Source organism: Undibacterium sp. SXout7W (assembly GCF_049339385.1).
GTDB lineage: Bacteria > Pseudomonadota > Gammaproteobacteria > Burkholderiales > Burkholderiaceae_D > Undibacterium.
Genome location: NZ_JBMPPF010000003.1, coordinates 227,295 through 245,255, shown reverse-complemented (window position 1 = coordinate 245,255; position 17,961 = coordinate 227,295). Strand labels below are relative to the sequence as shown.

Here is a 17,961-nt window from a genome sequence, read left to right as displayed (position 1 = left end):
AAATCGGTTGTTCCATCTGGGTAACAAAGATTTATACAAGCTTTTTTAGGTGGTAAAAATGAAATTTATTGACGAAGCCAGAATTGAAGTCATCGCCGGTGATGGTGGGAATGGTGTCGCTTCTTTCTGTCGTGAAAAATTCCGTCCCTTTGGTGGGCCTGACGGTGGTGACGGTGGCCGTGGCGGAAGTATCTGGGCAGTCGCTGATCGTAATATTAATACTCTGGTCGACTACCGTTATTCCAAGCTGCATAAAGCAAAAGACGGTGAAAATGGTCGTGGTGCTGATTGCTACGGAAAAGGTGCCGACGATATTTTCCTGCGGATGCCAGTAGGAACCTTAATTGCAGACCGCAATACAGACGAAGTGATTGCCGATCTGACTGAGCATGGCCAGCAAGTTGAATTGGTTAAAGGCGGCGAAGGCGGCTGGGGAAATATCCACTTCAAAACCTCGACCAATCGTGCTCCACGTCAGCGCACTGAAGGGAAAGAGGGCGAGCGACGCGAATTGCGCCTCGAATTGAAAGTGCTGGCAGACGTAGGCTTGCTGGGATTGCCGAATGCGGGCAAATCCACGTTCATTACGGCGGTATCGAATGCGCGCCCTAAGATTGCAGATTATCCGTTCACGACGTTGCATCCGAATTTGGGTATGGTACGTGTCAGCCACGAAAAGAGTTTCGTGATTGCCGATATTCCGGGACTCATCGAAGGCGCTGCTGACGGCGTTGGCCTGGGAGTGCAATTTCTGAAGCATTTGCAGCGCACTGGTTTGTTGCTGCATATTGTTGACTTGGCGCCGTTTGACGATAATGTCGACCCTGTTAAAGATGCGAAGGCACTGATCAAAGAGCTGCGCAAATACGATGAAAGCCTGTACGACAAGCCGCGTTGGCTGGTGTTGAATAAGCTGGACGTTTTGTCAGAAGATGAGCGCAAGAAAAAAGTCAAAGATTTCGTTAAACGCTTTGGCTGGAAAGGCCCCGTGTTTGAGATTTCGGCCTTGAATCGCGAAGGTTGTGAAGATCTGGTGATGGCGATCTACAAAGATATTGAAGAAAAACGCACGCAGGAACAGCGTTCTCAGGAAACACAGATGAAAGAAGAGGCGCAAGGTATTCTTTCAATTGACCCTGATGATCCGCGCTTCAAGGTATTTGAAGACTAAATTAAAAAGCCTGAATTTCAGGCTTTTTTTACATTTTTTGTTCTAGCGTAAATACGGATGTAAATACTGATGTAATTGTTAATAATCTAAATTAAATTTAGATTATTAATGGTAACTCCACATAAAGTATAATAATTTCTTGCTCGCATCATTTTTTTGTTCTGACGTTCGACTCCTTTTGGTTCATTTATGCATTCCCTCATTCAACAAGCCAAAAGGCTGATTATCAAAGTAGGTTCCTCCCTTGTTACCAACGATGGCAAAGGTATTGACAGAGTTGCGATAGAGAAATGGGCTGCACAAATTGCTGAGTTGCGCAAAATGGGCAAAGAAGTAGTGCTGGTGAGCTCTGGTGCAATCGCCGAGGGTCGGCAGCGACTGGGTTTTGATAAACGCCCTACCGGTATTCATGAGTTACAGGCATGTGCAGCAGTTGGGCAGATGGGGCTGGCGCAAATTTATGAGTCCAGTTTTCGCGCTTTTGGTATTGGCACGGCGCAGATATTGTTGACGCATGCGGATCTGGCAGACCGTGAGCGCTATCTGAATGCCCGTTCTACCTTATTTACCTTGCTGCGATTTGGTATCGTGCCGATTATTAATGAGAACGATACTGTCGTGACAGACGAGATTAAGTTTGGTGATAACGATACGCTGGGGGCGCTCGTCGCGAATCTGATTGAAGGTGATGCACTGATCATCCTGACCGATCAGAAAGGCTTATACACAGCCGATCCACGCAAGAATCCGGATGCGCAGTTTGTGCATGAGGCGAAAGCAGGCGATCTGACACTGGAGGCAATGGCGGGTGGCGCAGGTTCTAGCCTTGGCAGTGGCGGCATGCTGACAAAAATTCTGGCCGCAAAGCGCGCCGCCAGTTCTGGCGCACATACCGTCATCGCCTGGGGACGTGAGGATAATGTCCTGATCCGCCTGGCCAATGGTGAAGCAATCGGAACACAGTTAATCTCGCAGATGGCGCCATTGGCGGCACGCAAACAATGGATGGCTGATCATTTGCAGACAGCAGGACAGATTGTATTGGATGCCGGCGCAATACAGAAACTGACTCAGGAAGGAAAATCCTTGTTACCAATCGGTGTGCTGGAAGTCTTTGGCGAGTTTGGACGCGGTGAGGTAGTGACTTGTATCAACGAATCCGGGCGTGCTATTGCGCGTGGATTATCGAATTATGCCAGCACCGAAGCGCGTCGCATCAAGCGCAAACCTTCTTCAGAAATTCAGAGTATTTTGGGATTTGTTGAGGAGCAGGAATTGATACACCGGGATAATCTGGTCTTGCTGTAAATTTGTTTATATTAAGCAGGAACAGGCAAATTGCATCAATTTTTCAGGTGTGTGCTGCAGTATGGCAAAGTACAGCGGGCACACCTGAAAAGATGAGAAACATCAGCGCGAAAATAAACTGCGCTTGCCACGTAAGCGGTCAACAATGGTGTCAGTTTTTCCGGCAATACTATTACCCTCGCAGAAGTAATCAGTAAACAAGATGAGATGCTGTTTATTGGTGTTCGTGCCAGAAATAACTTCCCACTGATTTTTTCTTGAGCGTGACCAACTGCCATCAGGTCTGCCGAACGCATACAATTTTTTTTCGTATGACTGACAACGTATCGCTTCATAGCTGACGTTTTTCGCGCCCGATGAACTGGTAGCAATCAGCGTATAACGCACTGTGCCATCAGTCACAACGTTGACTGAGCGCGTGTCAATCGCAAAAGACAGATTGTTACTTTGGTAAAAGTCGATCAGATTACTTGCCTTAGGGGCTTCCGGTAATTGCAGTGCAACTTCTTTCCATTCTTTTTCCGCCTCTTCATCTACCTCATCTGCGGCTTTTACCAACGATGTCACGCTCAGACTGGTCAGAAGAATCATTGCTGCGACACGCTTGCCGGTAGCAGATGAGAATGTTTGATTGAGAACAAAAAGCATAAGTTATTTCGATTCTTCAGATTCGTTGTTGGACGAAGACGGCGTTTTTTCCTGCGCCTGCTGCTGACGCAGATGGCGGCTGCGATTGCTGCTGGGATGTTCCGTCCGGTGCAAATAGCGTGATAGTTCCTGCAGTGCCAGTTGGTATACGCCGCGTTTGAATTCAATCACAACGTCTAGTGGTACCCAGTATTCATGCCAGCGCCAGGCATCAAATTCTGGATGATTGCTGGCACGCAGATTGACATCACAATCTCGTCCCACCATGCGTAACAGGAACCAGATTTGTTTCTGGCCACGATAATGCCCGCGGATTTCACGCTTGATGAAATGATCAGGAACCTCATACCGCAACCAGTCACGGGTACGGCCGATGACTTTGACATGTTCAGGCAACAGCCCCGTTTCTTCTTCCAGTTCCCGAAACATTGCCTGTTCCGGAGATTCTCCGTATTTAATACCACCCTGTGGGAATTGCCAGGAGTGCTCACGCACACGCTTTCCCCACCACACCTCATTGTTGGCGTTTAGCAAAATAATGCCAACGTTAGGGCGAAAGCCTTCACGATCCAGCATGTTCAACCTCAAAACTTTCTGTGGCTAAACGGTCTACTCCAGCAAATGAAAGCGTTGCTTACGTCGAAAACTGAGCCCATTATCCACAGGCGGCAGCAACTCTGGCGCACAAAACGCGGTTTCCTTCATCAAATATGCAAAGAGTGGGCGCATTAGCCAGCTAATCCTTTAAAATTGAGTCGATTATAACCCTCCATTTAAAAAGAATCACTGTCATGCGAGCTACACGATTTTTTATTTCTACATTAAAAGAAGCACCTGCCGACGCTGAGATCGTCAGTCACAAATTGATGATGCGTGCAGGCATGATTAAACGTCTGGGATCCGGCATCTATAACTACATGCCGATGGGCTTGCGCGTGATTCGTAAGGTCGAAAATATCGTCCGCGAAGAGATGAATCGTGCTGGTGCGATTGAAATGGTGATGCCAGTCGTGCAACCCGCCGAGTTATGGCAGGAAACCGGTCGCTGGGACAAAATGGGCCCTGAGCTGATGCGCGTTAAAGACCGTCATGGTCGCGATTACATTATCCAGCCGACCTCAGAAGAGGCGATTACTGACGTGGTACGTTCAGAGATTCGTTCTTATCGTCAGTTACCGATCAATTTTTATCATATCCAGACCAAGTTCCGTGACGAGCGTCGTCCGCGCTTTGGTTTGATGCGTGGTCGTGAGTTCACCATGAAGGATGCGTACTCTTTTGATCGTGATGTCGAGAGCATGAAGCAATCCTATCAGCTGATGTATGACGCTTATACCCGGATTTTCACTCGCTTTGGTTTGCAGTTCCGTGCCGTGGCGGCAGATAACGGTGCGATCGGTGGTTCTGGTTCCCATGAATTCCACGTGATTGCCGATACTGGCGAAGATGCATTGGTCTATTGCCCTTCGTCTGATTATGCGGCCAATATGGAAGCGGCAGAAGCCGTCGCCTTGTCCGCGACACGTCCTGCTGCTGGCGCGGTGCTAACCAAAACGGCAACGCCAGGCAAGGCGAAATGCGAGGATGTTGCTGCTTTGCTCAATATCCCTTTGCAGCAGACGGTCAAGTCGATTGTCCTGACTGTCGAAGATGAGGAAAAAGGCGACGCCGGTAAGCAAGTCTGGTTGCTGTTGTTGCGCGGCGATCATGAACTCAATGAAGTAAAGGCGAATAAGATTCCAGGTCTGGGTAATTATCGTTTTTCTACGGAAGCCGAAATTATCGAATGGTTTGGTACTCCACCAGGTTATCTGGGGCCAATCAATACCAAAAAACCTGTCCATGTCGTCGCAGACCGTACGGTTGCCAATATGGCTGATTTTGTTTGCGGCGCGAACGAAGCTGATTTCCATTTCACTGGTGCAAACTGGGGTCGTGATTTGCCTGAGCCACTGGTGGCAGATATCCGCAATGTCGTCGATGGTGATCCTTCACCAGACGGCAAGGGCGTACTGGCGATTCAGCGCGGTATTGAAGTGGGTCACGTATTCCAGTTGGGGACTCGCTACTCGCAAGATATGAAGGCGACTTTCCTTGATGAGAACGGTAAGCCTCAGCTGCTGCAAATGGGGTGTTATGGTATCGGCGTTACCCGGATTCTTGGTGCGGCTATTGAGCAGAACTTTGATGATAAGGGCATTATCTGGCCGACCGCCATTGCGCCGTTCGAAGTAGTCATCTGCCCGATGGGTATGGATCGCAGCGAAGCCGTCAAGGCAGAAACTGAAAAACTGTATCAGTCCTTGCTGGCTGCTGGCGTTGACGTGATTCTGGATGATCGTGGTGAGCGTCCTGGTGCCATGTTTGCTGACTGGGAACTGATCGGCGTACCACATCGCGTGGTGATTGGTGATCGCGGTCTTAAAGACGGCAAACTGGAATACGTTGGTCGTCGCGATGCAGAGGCAACCATCGTTCCCGTCGCCGAGATGCTGACATTTATCCAGACCAAGCTTGCGAATTAATACTAAGGTACTGGGGGAGAGTATTTTTACAGCACCAATGTTTCTCATGTGGTCGCTGTCGAAAAGAACACATACTCCCCCATTTTTGCTTGTGCGAGAGCTATTTTCTATCGTAAGCCAACAGCAGCTGACGGCATTGTTGATGCGTTGTGCCGGGATGGTTTTTGCCTTGTTACTTGCATTGCCTGCTCAGGCTGGCAATCAGAAAGAAGAGGCAATGGCAGATTCCGTGCGTCTGGCGTTGTCCAAGGCTGTCTCTGATTCCTTGCCGCCAAAGCCGACATTCAGCAATATCGATGAGCGCATTCAGTATCTGCATTGGCTGGCAGAAATGTCGACCCGCCTGAAACGTCGGATTCCTGATTTTCAGACCCGCAAGGAATTGCTGGAAGCGATTTGGTATGAGTCTAAACGCGCAGGGCTGGAACCCGCATTGGTCATGGGCTTGATGCAAGTGGAGTCGGCATTTCGCAAATACGCCACATCAGTAGTGGGTGCTCGCGGTTACATGCAGGTAATGCCTTTCTGGTCGCGGGTGATTGGCGATGGCGATGCCAAAAAACTGTTCCAGATGCAAACCAATCTGCGCTATGGTTGTGCGATTCTGCGGATGTACATCGATATGGAGGGAGGCAATCTGTATCTGGCGCTGGGGCGCTATAACGGTAGCCGTGGCCGTCCTGAATATCCGAATGCGGTACTGGCAAACTGGAAAAACTGGGAATACCAACGATGATGTCTCAGCAGCCGACGTCCACCTCTTCCTCACTTTCGATTTTCATTCTGATTTTGAGTTTGCACATCCTGCTGTACTGGTGCTGGCCTGCGCAATCATTTCTACGCTCCTGGCATCAGCAGATCATCCCACAAGCACCGATGATGCTACGGTTTTTGTCACTTCCACCTGCCTCTGCCGCGCAAGCGGCTATGACGGCGATATTGCCGGCGGAGAGTATAAAAAGGACTGCAAGGAACAATCGTGACGCTATGTCGCGCTCAGACGCCCCAGTTTCTGTTCAGCCACCCGTCACAGCAAAAGTGGCTTCTGAACCTGATACGGCGATACCTGCCGCACCTGTTGCACCTCAGTCTTCTGAGGGCGTCAATCGCGATGTGCGTAGCATTTTCAATGAGCTGAAAAAGGATATTCAGCAACGCGACAAACTCAGTGCAGCACCTCCGGTGTCCGCCGTTGCGCGATTAGGGCAAAAAATCAGCGCTGCATCATTGATTGCGCATGAGGGAGTGCGTTTTGAAAACGTACAGACATTTGACGGTCGTCCCGTGACGAAGGTGATTACACCTTATGGTACCTACTGTGTATTGCAGCGCAAACCAGGAGAAATTATCGGCAATGAGCCCATGACCGTCGCCGTATCATGTGGAAACCTGTAAGCCAGATGCTCTTAAACAAAAATGCCCGCGCGATGCGGGCATTTTTGTTTGGGGTGGGACTGACTACTTCCCTTCCAGTTTCCCAAAGTAACTGAGACAATCTGTCAGTGATCAGATTAGATCAGGACAAATGACCGGAAATGAGCTTCGTCATTTCAAACATGGAGACTTGTGCTTTACCGCCGAAAACAGCTTTCAGCTTGTCGTCTGCATTGATGTTGCGTTTGTTTTCTGCATCTTGCAGATTGTGCTTCTTGATGTATTCCCATACTTTTTTAGTCACTTCAGTACGTGGAATCGGTGCTGCACCGATGACTGCTGCCAGTGTTGGCGAGATAGTCATTGGCTTCATAAATGCTGCATTTGGCTTACGGGCGGCTGCGGGCGCCGCTGCTGTTTTTGCTGCTGTCTTTTTTGGTGCTGTTGCCATAAATAGCCTCCTTCACAAATTTCGTGGACGGAGCTTTGATCGTTTTGAAAAGCTCCTGCATTGCGTCACTTTACGCATCGCTCATAGTGGTGCGGTTTTTGCAGGGATGCAAGTGTTTTTTGCTGCTTTTTAGATAAAAAAGCGCAGAATCCGCTTGCCGTTGGTTTTTCATCTGTAAAAAAGCCGGATCAGTGCGTGGTTTCACGCTCTCCGGCTGATTCTTGCAGCAGAATATCAACGCTTTCCAGGCATCATACCTTTCATGCTGCGCAGCATTTTCATCATGCCACCACCACGTAATTTCTTCATCATCGACTGCATTTGCTCAAACTGCGCCAGCATACGGTTGACTTCCTGAATCTGTACGCCAGCACCGGCAGCAATACGACGTTTGCGTGACGCCTTGATCAGTTCCGGCTTGGCACGTTCCAAAGGTGTCATGGAATTGATCATGCCTTCCATGCGTCGCACGGATTTTTCTGCCTGATCCATATTGGCGCCTGCCGCGGCTTGTTGCATCTGTGCTGGCAATTTATCCATCAGGCTGGAGAGTCCCCCCATTTTTTTCATCTGGGAGATTTGCAATTTGAAATCGTTCATATCAAATTTGCCACCGCCCTTGAGCTTGACTGCCAAATCCTGCGCGGCAGCCACGTCCATCCCTTTTTGAGCGGATTCCACCAGCGCCAGAATATCGCCCATACCGAGGATACGGTTTGCCATGCGCGTCGCATCAAACGATTCCAGACCATCCAGTTTTTCCGCGACACCAACGAATTTGATTGGCTTACCGATGATATGACGCACTGACAGTGCCGCACCACCTCTGGAGTCGCCATCGAGCTTGGTCAGCACGATACCGGTGAGCGGAAGTGCATCGTTAAACGCTTTGGCGGTATTGACGGCATCCTGCCCGAGCATGGCATCGACCACAAACAGCGTTTCGATGGGTTTGACGGCGGCATGTACCGCAGAAATTTCCAACATCATGGCTTCATCAATACCCAGACGACCGGCGGTATCGATAATCAGGACATCATGATGGTGTTTTTTTGCATAGTCCAATGCCGCCAGCGCGATATCGACGGGTTTGTCAGTAGTGGCGGTCGGAAAGAAATCAGCGCCTACCTGTTCGGTGACGGTTTGCAACTGACCGATCGCTGCTGGCCGATATACGTCGGCAGATACTGTCAGGACTTTTTTCTTTTTCTGTTCGCGCAGGTATTTGGCGAGCTTACCAACGGTAGTGGTTTTACCGGCACCTTGTAAGCCAGCCATCAGGATAATCGCCGGTGGCTGGCAGGCAAAACTTAGCTGCGACGCTTCTTCACCCAGATCTGCGCCCATCAGGACAGCGAGTTCTTTTTGTACGACACCGACTAATGCCTGACCCGGTGTCAGGGAGGAAATGACTTCTTCGCCGAGTGCTTTTTCTTTCACGCGGGCGATCAGATCACGCACCGCAGGCAGGGCAACGTCGGCTTCCAGTAAGGCCATGCGCACTTCGCGCAACATCTCGGCAGTATTGGATTCGGTCAGGCGGGCTTCGCCGCGCATCGTCTTGACGACTTTGGCAAGACGCTGGGTAAGGTTATCGAGCATGGCTAAATCAGGCTATCTTGAAAAAAAGTAGGGTGGTGATGCTTGTCGGCGGTATCAGAGTACCAACGCCAACGCAGTCGAATCATGCATTTTACCTGATCACCGCTGAATGCCGTCGCAAATTACCGCAATCTTCCATCTCATTGGCTCCGCATGTCGCCCGGATAATTGCTGCGCTGGGATATGCGGCGGGAAAATACCTTCTGCTGAGTGACCCTGTAGTTGGACAATATCACCATGTATAGCCATGAAGTGCAGGCATATCGCACAGCCATCACCTACTGATGTAACACGCTGTCAACGTTCTTTACGTATTTTCCCGAATGGGTTTTTAGCAGAACACTGTTTTATCCTGTCGGGCGGCTGTCTATCTGACATAGATCAGAATATGCCGGCGCACATTCCTGCGCAGAATCAGAAAGTAGATCTAAGCCATAACCCGGACCACAACCCAAGCCACAACCCGGGCCATAGAATCACGGCAAATGCCCGGGTAATACCTTATCAGGCCAGATCACGTCAGATGATCGGATGCTTATATACCAGGAGACGACAATGCAATACATCTATATACCCAGGCGCCGCCGCCTGATCTTCTCGCTTTGTACTTTGCTTGCCGCGTTGCTGTTGCTCTCCGGACTGGTGCATGCCGAGGACGGCGTCACCGACAGTTCGATACTGATAGGCCAGACTGTCGGCCTGACTGGTCAGATTGCTGGCCCGGTGAGGGAAATGAATGCCGGTGCTGCCGCCTATTTCGCACAAATCAACAAAAGTGGCGGAATACATGGACGGCAATTGGAACTGAAAATTCTAGACGATCAGTTTGATCCAGCGTTGGCCGCCGCCAATGCGCAACAGCTGATTAAAAAAGAGCATGTTTTCGCCTTGTTTCAAAGTCGTGGCACGCCACACACACAGGCTATTTTGCCGGTGCTGGCGGCCGAAAAAGTGCCTCTGATTGCACCAAGTACCGGAGCCATGATCTTCCATACGCCGCTGCATCGCTATGTGTTCAATGTCAGGGCAAAATATCAGGATGAAGTCAGAAAAGCGGTTGAGCAGTTTTCTACCACCGGATTGAAAGATATTGCCATTATTCATGTGGACGATGCGTTTGGCCAGGATGGGCTGGCAGGATTCCGGCAGGCCATGGAACACTTCAAACTCACGCCTTCCGCGGTCATTAAATATGATCGCAGCAAACCGGATGTCAAAGCGACGGCAGCGGCGCTGATGACTTCCGGCACAAAGGCCGTGATTGTCGTCAGTTCTGCAACGACGGCGTCTGAAATTATCCGCGCCATTCGTATGCAATCGACAATGCAGGTAATGACCTTATCCAATAACGCCTCACAGTCCTTTATCGATTCTTTGGGCACGTCTGCTGCTGGTGTTATCGTGTCCCAAATCATGCCAGCACCGCACTTGATGTCGAGCATACTGGGACAGGAATTCAAGCAACTGGCAAAGACATATGCGCTGCCAGTGTCCTATGCAGCGATGGAAGGATTTGTGGCGGCCAAAGTGCTGGTGGAAGGATTACGCCGTGGAGGACGTAATCTCAGTCGCGAAGGTTTGGTGAAAGCAATGGAAACCATGCGACGTTATGATTTTGGCGGATTGATGGTGTCATACAGTGAACGTGATCATGGCGGCAGCGAGTTTGTCGAGCTGACGATGATCGGTCGCGATGGAAAATTTGTACGCTGATGATAGCGACCTGTCTACTGACGCCAGATTCATTGTATATTGCCCTGAATGGACAATCATTGAGAAGTTCGTCAGTGATTGAGTAATAACATTGTGCTGAAAATTGGTTGCAAAAACTGATCGTAAAAAATGATCGCAAAACATTGAGCGCAAAACCCCATCACAAAACATCATCAAACATCATCACAGAACGCACCAGGGAGATCAGGATGTTCATCAAAAAAACGGTATTGGGAAGTGCAGTATTGTCGGCGTTACTCGTAGCGTCGCTGACGCCAGCGGCGGCGCAGGCGCAGGAGTTGGTGCGTCTGGGGAATCTGAAATTTGCCCATTATGGTGCCGTATCGTACATCAAGGAAATCGCTCCGACCTGCGGCATTAAAGTAGAAGAGCGGGTATTCGCCAAGGGACTGGACGCGATGCAGGCGGTGATTGCGGGTGAGCTGGATGTCGGTGCTGTCTCGTCAGAAGCCGTGATTTCTGCGCGTGCCAGTGGCACACCGATTTATCTGGTCGCTGGCTTCGCCAAAGGCGGTGCGCGGTTAGTGGGGCGTAGCGACCTCGGCATCAAATCCGTTAAAGAATTAAAAGGGAAAAAGGTCGGTGTCACTCGCGGCGGCATACAGGATATTTTGCTCGCGGCAGAACTGGCGCAGAATGGTCTGACCTATTCCGATCAGCCTGGAAAAGACGTGCAGATTATCTATCTGGGTTTTCCTGATCTGAATCAGGCGCTACTGGGTAAAAATATCGACGCCATCATGCAATCAGAGCCGTATTCGTCGCAGGCGATTAATAAGGGTTTTGGGAACGAGATCATCAAGCCGTATGACACGCCGATAGGCGAGCCGGTGCGGACGATGGTGATGACAGAAAAATTCTACAAAGAACGCCGCCCCGTTGCAGAGAAATTCATGCGCTGCTTTGTCGAAGCGACCAAGACCTTTATTGATAACAAGGAACTGGCAGAAAAATACGTGCGTAACAATATGTTTAAAGGACAGATCAGTCATGAAGATTTTGTGAATGCGATAGAAAATTCTCCGTATTCTTATGACGTGACCGCCGAACATATTCAGATCACGACCGATCTGATGCAGAAATATGGTGTCGGGAAAATGGCGAAACCTCCCGTTGCAAAAGACTGGGTTAAAACAGATTTGCTGGAACAGGCAAAAAAATCCCTGAATATTAAATAATAGTGCCGCTGTAAAACCGCACCGGTGACATGAGGGCGATTTGTTTCATGCCTTCTTGTAGCTTTATGGTCAGCGTCATCATCAGCTCAGTTGTAGCTTGGTTGCAGTTTAGTGAGCAATGTTGTTGAGTCTTAATCTGAATCGTTTGGCGCTAGCTGAATTGATCCAGATTGGTGCGGATTCCTCAGAAATTTTTCTGAGGAATTCAGATGAATTCAGATAAGTTCAGATGAGTTTGGATAGACCCGGGTGAGTTGGAAGCGATTCGTTTCAATACCTCATCACTCATCTCAGAGATCTGATAAAAAGAGCGGTAGCGGATGACGCAATAGCTTCCGTTTTTTTCTTGTAAAAGGATAATGCATGAAAATTCAATGGCGGGAAATTGGTGCCGGCCTGATTGTGCCGGTGATTCTGATCACCATCTGGCAAGCAGTCACCAGCCTTGGCTGGGTGAATCCTCAGATTCTTCCGTCGCCGTGGGCGGTAGTGAAAAAGTGGCTGGAATATGCCTCGCCACTGGAAGCGTTTGATCCCGCAACCATGAGCCGTATGGCCTGGATATTTTCCGGCGAACTGATACGCGATACGATGGGAAGTATGTATCGGGTGCTGGTGGGATTTGTTGTGGGAGCAGGTCTGGCATTGCCTCTGGGGCTGGCAATGGGCTCCAGTCAGCGCGTGTATGCCTGGATGAATCCGTTGCTGCAGGTGTTGCGTCCGATTCCGCCGATTGCTTATATTCCGCTGTCGATATTGTGGTTTGGCCTTGGAAATCCTCCCGCGATTTTTCTGATTTCGATCGGGGCATTCTTTCCAGTATTGATGAATACGATCGCCGGCGTGCGCCATGTCGATGGTATCTACATCCGCGCTGCTCGTAATCTCGGTGCAAGCCAGACAACGATGTTTTTGCGGGTGATGTTGCCAGCAGCGGTGCCGTATATTTTGTCGGGTGTACGGATTGGTATTGGTACTGCGTTCATCGTCGTTATTGTGTCGGAAATGATTGCGGTGAATAACGGGCTTGGGTTTCGTATTCTGGAAGCACGCGAATATTTTTGGTCAGATAAAATCATCGCGGGCATGATCAGTATCGGCATGCTCGGCCTGGCGATTGATCTGGCGATGAATAAACTCAATAACTATCTTTTGCGCTGGCATCGCGGGCTGGAGAACTAAGATGAATACAACGCACATCAGCATCCAGGGCGTCAATAAAGTGTTTCGCACGGCCGACAAGGAAGTCGTCGCGCTGCGTGATATTCAACTGACCATTCCAGAAGGGCAGTTTGTCTGCCTGCTGGGGCCGTCCGGCTGCGGTAAATCGACTTTGCTGAACGCTGTTGCCGGATTTTCTTTGCCCACTTCCGGCACGATTATCGCCAATGGTCTGCCTGTCAATGAACCAGGGCCGGATCGCGGCATGGTGTTTCAGGAATATGCTTTGTTTCCGTGGATGACGGTAGAGCAGAATATTGGTTTTGGACTCGAAATCAAAGGCATGCCAGCAGCCGAGATCGCAAGACGTGTAGCGCAGTTGCTCGATATGCTGGGGTTGACCGATTTCCGGCAACGGTTTCCCAAAGATTTGTCGGGTGGCATGCGGCAGCGCGTTGCGATTGCCCGTGTGCTGGCGCTGGATTCTCCGATCATGCTGATGGATGAGCCTTTTGGCGCTCTTGATGCATTGACACGTCGTAATTTGCAAGATGAGTTATTGCGTATCTGGTCAGAATTGAAGAAGACGATCCTGTTTGTTACCCACAGCATTGAGGAAGCGATTTATCTGGCGGACCGCATTATTGTCATGACTTATCGCCCGGGGACGGTCAAAAAGGATTTGCTGATTGATTTACCGCGCCTGCGAGATCCTTCTGCGCCAGAATTCAATGCCCTAAAGCGTGAATTGGGGCAATTGGTGATGGAAGAACAACAACGTCATCATCACGATGAAATGAAGATGGCCGCCGTAGATTAGCCGGATTGATCTGATCTGATGGTCGCTGTGATGGTGCTGATAAAGCAGGATGGTAATGCCATTAAAATAACGTTGGATGGGTGATTAAGCAGGAATGTGTGAAGAAATCCGACATGTTTCCATGCAGCTATTTTCCCATTAAATGACTAAAAATAAGGGAGTATGTGTATTTTCAGGCTGATTGTGAACGAAAAATAAGGCATTAAAAAATATACAGGGGGGAGTATATAGGAGGAATCTGAAACACTGCGATGCCAGTTATACAGGAATTTTGTATCAAACTGGCACTCCTTGAAGTTACTTGCTACTATGAAGAAGTACGTAGCAGCGTCTTGGGGGGAATGAATTATGGATTTCGATCAATTAGGAGTAACGGGAGCATCTAAGAGTGCATCCTCCTCTTTTCCTGCGTCATCGTATTCGGCAGGGACCGCTGCTGGTGGAACTTCCGCCGCCAGCAACATCACCTCTGCCGCTGTCAATAGTACTGGCAGCGCGGTTGCTGCAGATACCACTCAAAAAGCTGCCAATCAATCCGCAAATCAATCCGCCAATAAAACCGATCCAGCGCTGCTGAAGCAATCTTTGTCCGCGCTCAATGAATTTGTCCAGCCACATTTTGGCAGTTTAGAATTCAGCGTCGATGAGGGATCTGGTCGTCAGGTATTAAAGATTGTTGATAAAGAAACGAACGATGTGCTGATGCAATTGCCATCCAAAGAAGCATTGGCCTTGTCTAAATACATCGGTAAAAACAATGGCAATCTGATCCGCGAATCAGCCTGAGGCTCACTTTCATCCGCTGATATAAGCGTGTCTGCGGTACATGCGTCATCATCTTGCAACAGTGCAGACATAGCGTACCAGGTAGATCTCATCAGCCAGGTACCACACCCATCCAAGTGATCAATGTTGTTTTAGCCGCCATGAGTTGATGCATCTTATGCATCTTATGCATCTTATGTATCATATGAGCCGCTTTTCCAATCACGACTGACACAACATCATCCCAGCTTGGTTGTGACTCCTTGTTGTCCAAGCTGGGACAAAGTTCCTTACCAGCACCGCTGTAATCCCGCACCGCCTTCATCGTCATGCTTTACTCAGACAATATTGCGTCAGTTTTTGTATGCCAACGCCTCAATGAGTTCCACCATTCTGTCGATGGCGACGATGACATTCTTCAGAATCATGCTTGCCTGCTCTGGTTGTTGTGCCGCCACTAATAACGGCGCACTCAGACAGAGCCGCAGCGCGCTGACCGGAACACCATCGCGCTCCCCGCACAATACCGGCTGGCCGAGTGCAATACCGGGGCGTGCAGGTTCTGAGGACGGCTGTTGCAGTTGCAGATATATCCGTTGTGTGTCCTGACGGCTGAGCGGCTTGCGTAGCTTTTGCTGATACATGCAGTCTGGCGTACTCGGTGCATCCAGTGTGCCTGTTGTACTTGCCACGCCAGGGCGGTCTGGTTGATATAGCACGAAGGAAAAAATCGTTTGTTCTTCGTCCCAGCCCGTGTGTGTGTGTAGTGCGGAGCGCCGTAGTGACGTGGTTGGCAACAGGGAAAAATGGGCATCTTCTGCGAGACGCCGACGAATGGTGTCACCAAATTGCCGGATAAAACGGATCGCTGCTGGTTCATCGATTTGCTGAAATGCCCGCAACTCTGCCAGTGCGGCTTCCCAACGCAGCAATAAACCAAAGTTATGACCGGACATCAGCGATTGCGCGGCCGGTAGCGATTCCGGCCAGTCAGCGGCATTGGAATAGGCGCGCACTCCTTCTGGCAAACCTTGTAATTGATAGCGCCGGACGAGAGCCTGCGGCAAGAGCAGGGCGCCTGAAAATGTCGGTCCCGTCATAAATTTTGATCCAGTCAGCGCCAGCATGAAACCTTGTGCCAGATAGGCGCGGATGGTGTACGGTGCGATACGGAATTGACACGCATCCACCAGCACATGCACTTGCCCGGGCCAGCGTTGCTGCAACGCCAGAACAGTGCTGATATCCGGGAAAATCAATCCGGTTTTGCTGACATCCGTGAGAATCAGCAGGACATTTTTTCCAGCATTGGCGGCATCGTCGGTCAGTTGCCGCAAACGTGCGCTGGTCTGCGCGGCATCTGCCAGATCGCCATTCAGTTGTCTGGCAGGTAACAGGCAAAGTTCTGCCTGCCACGTGCTGACCAGATCATGCGCCGGAGCCTGACCGTTGCAGGTGGATTCCTGATTAAAATGTCGTCCCTGCAATGCCGCTGCCAGCCCGCTGCCGGTTTCGCAGCTGTCAATCATGATAGTGCGCTGCACTTGCAACCATTGCGCCAGAATCAGATGAATATCGGTACCCGATGCCGCGATCAGCACTTCTGCTTCGTCTGACGCAGACAAACCGCAACTGGCGGCGATCTCACTCCGCAGTCTGCTCGCATGCTGGCGATAAACAGCCTCTGCATCAGATGAGGGTGTTGCTTGCAATTCCGATGTCAGGCGCTGCTGCAACGCAGTCGCTGCGACCATGCCTCGTTCGGAGATAGTTGATGCGGTCGATGAGCCGAAAGCCAGCACCTGTGGTTCCGGGATATTGCGACAACCATACTTACTTTTGCCCGTCACCGGATCAGGGATGATTCTGGAATCTCCCCCGGCAATCAGCAAACTGGCAGTGTCTGGCAACGTGAATGTCGTCATGAGATGGTCGTCCACATCGTGCATGCGCTCAGGCCCCAGCTTGTGTAACTGATGATGCATCCGTTGTTTGTCGCGCATGTTCGAGCAACTGGCGGAAGGCATCAAACACTTTTTGCATGGCCGGTTTTTTGTACGGATACATATCGATTGGATCCATCGCATGCACGATCATGGCGTTGTCGATTTCAAAAATCAGTAACTCGCCGTGCTGTGTTTCAGCGCAATCAATACCGATATAAGGCAACTGCATACGTTCATCGATGGTTTGCAATGCGGCCGCGTGTCGGGTGGCGAAGGTCTCATCAAAATGCGCCATGCAATCAGCTTCTTCTGCGCGTTTTACTGCACTTTCATTCATGCCCGCGTTCAGATAATGAATCATCCAGTGCGATGACACTGCAAAATGGCAAAGATAAGCCCGACCTTCGATCAGGGCAATTCTATATTTACGGAAGAGGCCATCAGCATTTCTGTAATCGACAAAACGGGATACATAAAAACGATCCGCATCGACCTGTTGCAGATAAGTATGCAATTCCTCAGGTGTTTCTATTTTCTCCAGGTTGGTACCAGCGTGTGATCCTGTCGGGCGAACGATGATAGGAAACTGGTCACCCGGTAGCAGCGCTTCCAGAGTGATTTGTTGGCTGGCGAGTTGTTCCAGCGCGTATCTGTCAGCACGGGCTGTGACTGGCATATCGATACCACGACATTGTTGCAGCGCAGCGCAGACACCATCACGTGACAATTGCGCAATATGCTGGGGCAGATTAATGACCGGACGCGGCCAGTGTTCGACCAGCAAGGCAATCTGCGCCAGTAATGCTTGATTGGCGTCAGATTCTGCCGTTGCCACCAGCATTACGTCGTGATCAGGCACTAATTCTGGCCAGGCAGAGTCCAGTGTCAGATATAAAAACTCCAGTGATACATCAGAGTTTTCGACTAAGAACTCTATCGGTGTGTTCGACATCAGATCGCCAGGACCCATGATAACGAGCAGCTTCAGTCCGGAAGCGCCTTCTTTTTTTGCTGGTAAAGAATACAGTGCCTGCATCTCGATGGCTTGTGCCTGCATGGCCAGTGCTGCATCACGCTGACCGATCAGTTGCAAGACCGTTGAACAGTCCAGATAGGCATTGGCATCGGTTGGATTTTCCTGCGCGCGCTTGAGCAATACGGCACCCAGCGGCTTTAAGTCTTCGTTGGCAAATGCGCGACGCATCAATGGCGCCAGGCCGATCAGCGGTGAAAATGCCACGCTGGCAGTATCAAGTATCTCGGACATGATTTTTCCTG

The 17,961-nt window shown here is 50.1% G+C and carries 17 protein-coding genes and 1 pseudogene; 11 read left to right on the top strand and 7 right to left on the bottom strand.

Annotation, left to right across the window (positions count from 1 at the left end; genetic code table 11):
- Window positions 1-58 precede the first annotated feature (58 nt).
- Together obgE and proB are read left to right on the top strand one after the other, a co-directional pair.
- Window positions 59-1,171 carry a GTPase ObgE gene (obgE, locus tag ACO0LB_RS05045; RefSeq protein WP_423047110.1) on the top strand — a complete coding sequence of 371 codons (1,113 nt, stop codon included), beginning with the start codon at window positions 59-61 and terminating at the stop codon, window positions 1,169-1,171.
- Window positions 1,172-1,360: 189 nt separating this feature from the next.
- On the top strand, window positions 1,361-2,479 hold the full coding sequence (gene proB, locus ACO0LB_RS05040; protein ID WP_423047108.1) for a glutamate 5-kinase: 1,119 nt from the start codon (window positions 1,361-1,363) through the stop codon (window positions 2,477-2,479).
- A 102-nt stretch (window positions 2,480-2,581) separates the two neighbouring features.
- On the opposite strand, the gene ACO0LB_RS05035 is transcribed toward proB, so the two are convergent.
- Both ACO0LB_RS05035 and ACO0LB_RS05030 read right to left on the bottom strand, forming a co-directional pair.
- A complete protein-coding gene (locus ACO0LB_RS05035; RefSeq protein ID WP_423047106.1) occupies window positions 2,582-3,127 on the bottom strand; it encodes a CNP1-like family protein in 546 nt (181 codons plus the stop codon).
- A 3-nt stretch (window positions 3,128-3,130) separates the two neighbouring features.
- Window positions 3,131-3,703, bottom strand: a complete 573-nt coding sequence (locus ACO0LB_RS05030; protein WP_423047104.1) for an RNA pyrophosphohydrolase — start codon at window positions 3,701-3,703, stop codon at window positions 3,131-3,133.
- Window positions 3,704-3,918: 215 nt separating this feature from the next.
- Here ACO0LB_RS05030 and ACO0LB_RS05025 point away from each other — a divergent pair, with 215 nt between their 5' ends.
- The 3 genes from ACO0LB_RS05025 to ACO0LB_RS05015 all read left to right on the top strand — a co-directional run bounded on the left by ACO0LB_RS05025 (window position 3,919) and on the right by ACO0LB_RS05015 (window position 7,047).
- Window positions 3,919-5,652 carry a proline--tRNA ligase gene (locus ACO0LB_RS05025; protein WP_423047102.1) on the top strand — a complete coding sequence of 578 codons (1,734 nt, stop codon included), beginning with the start codon at window positions 3,919-3,921 and terminating at the stop codon, window positions 5,650-5,652.
- Between the two features lie 142 nt (window positions 5,653-5,794).
- Window positions 5,795-6,388 carry a lytic transglycosylase domain-containing protein gene (locus tag ACO0LB_RS05020; RefSeq protein WP_423047202.1) on the top strand — a complete coding sequence of 198 codons (594 nt, stop codon included), beginning with the start codon at window positions 5,795-5,797 and terminating at the stop codon, window positions 6,386-6,388.
- Entirely contained in the window at window positions 6,385-7,047 is a 663-nt protein-coding gene (locus ACO0LB_RS05015) for a hypothetical protein (RefSeq protein ID WP_423047100.1), read from the top strand. The genes ACO0LB_RS05020 and ACO0LB_RS05015 overlap by 4 nt, the downstream gene beginning before the upstream one ends.
- Before the next feature lie 121 nt (window positions 7,048-7,168).
- On the opposite strand, the pseudogene ACO0LB_RS05010 reads toward ACO0LB_RS05015, so the two are convergent.
- Together ACO0LB_RS05010 and ffh are read right to left on the bottom strand one after the other, a co-directional pair.
- A pseudogene (locus ACO0LB_RS05010) lies at window positions 7,169-7,468 on the bottom strand (SWIB/MDM2 domain-containing protein); the annotation flags it as partial.
- 243 nt (window positions 7,469-7,711) lie between these two features.
- Window positions 7,712-9,079 carry a signal recognition particle protein gene (gene ffh / locus ACO0LB_RS05005; protein WP_423047098.1) on the bottom strand — a complete coding sequence of 456 codons (1,368 nt, stop codon included), beginning with the start codon at window positions 9,077-9,079 and terminating at the stop codon, window positions 7,712-7,714.
- Between the two features lie 17 nt (window positions 9,080-9,096).
- On the opposite strand from ffh, the gene ACO0LB_RS05000 reads away from it, so the two are divergent.
- The 6 genes from ACO0LB_RS05000 to ACO0LB_RS04975 all read left to right on the top strand — a co-directional run bounded on the left by ACO0LB_RS05000 (window position 9,097) and on the right by ACO0LB_RS04975 (window position 14,758).
- Entirely contained in the window at window positions 9,097-9,324 is a 228-nt protein-coding gene (locus tag ACO0LB_RS05000) for a hypothetical protein (protein ID WP_423047096.1), read from the top strand.
- Window positions 9,325-9,634: 310 nt separating this feature from the next.
- Window positions 9,635-10,792, top strand: a complete 1,158-nt coding sequence (locus ACO0LB_RS04995; protein WP_423047094.1) for an ABC transporter substrate-binding protein — start codon at window positions 9,635-9,637, stop codon at window positions 10,790-10,792.
- Between the two features lie 209 nt (window positions 10,793-11,001).
- Entirely contained in the window at window positions 11,002-11,991 is a 990-nt protein-coding gene (locus ACO0LB_RS04990; protein ID WP_423047093.1) for an ABC transporter substrate-binding protein, read from the top strand.
- A gap of 363 nt (window positions 11,992-12,354) precedes the next feature.
- Window positions 12,355-13,173, top strand: a complete 819-nt coding sequence (locus tag ACO0LB_RS04985) for an ABC transporter permease (RefSeq protein WP_423047091.1) — start codon at window positions 12,355-12,357, stop codon at window positions 13,171-13,173.
- A 1-nt stretch (window position 13,174) separates the two neighbouring features.
- The gene (locus ACO0LB_RS04980) at window positions 13,175-13,972 is read left to right on the top strand and encodes an ABC transporter ATP-binding protein (RefSeq protein WP_423047089.1); all 798 of its coding nucleotides are present in this window, start codon (window positions 13,175-13,177) and stop codon (window positions 13,970-13,972) included.
- A 348-nt stretch (window positions 13,973-14,320) separates the two neighbouring features.
- Complete coding sequence (locus tag ACO0LB_RS04975) at window positions 14,321-14,758, top strand: flagellar protein FlaG (RefSeq protein WP_423047087.1); 438 nt, start codon at window positions 14,321-14,323, stop codon at window positions 14,756-14,758.
- A gap of 91 nt (window positions 14,759-14,849) precedes the next feature.
- Here ACO0LB_RS04975 and ACO0LB_RS04970 read toward each other — a convergent pair whose 3' ends face one another.
- The 3 genes from ACO0LB_RS04970 to ACO0LB_RS04960 are packed head-to-tail and all read right to left on the bottom strand — an operon-like array spanning window position 14,850 to window position 17,950.
- A complete protein-coding gene (locus ACO0LB_RS04970; RefSeq protein WP_423047085.1) occupies window positions 14,850-15,068 on the bottom strand; it encodes a hypothetical protein in 219 nt (72 codons plus the stop codon).
- Window positions 15,069-15,090: 22 nt separating this feature from the next.
- Entirely contained in the window at window positions 15,091-16,740 is a 1,650-nt protein-coding gene (locus ACO0LB_RS04965; protein WP_423047083.1) for a hypothetical protein, read from the bottom strand.
- A complete protein-coding gene (locus ACO0LB_RS04960) occupies window positions 16,691-17,950 on the bottom strand; it encodes an ATP-grasp domain-containing protein (protein WP_423047081.1) in 1,260 nt (419 codons plus the stop codon). The genes ACO0LB_RS04965 and ACO0LB_RS04960 overlap by 50 nt, the downstream gene beginning before the upstream one ends.
- Window positions 17,951-17,961: the final 11 nt, after the last annotated feature.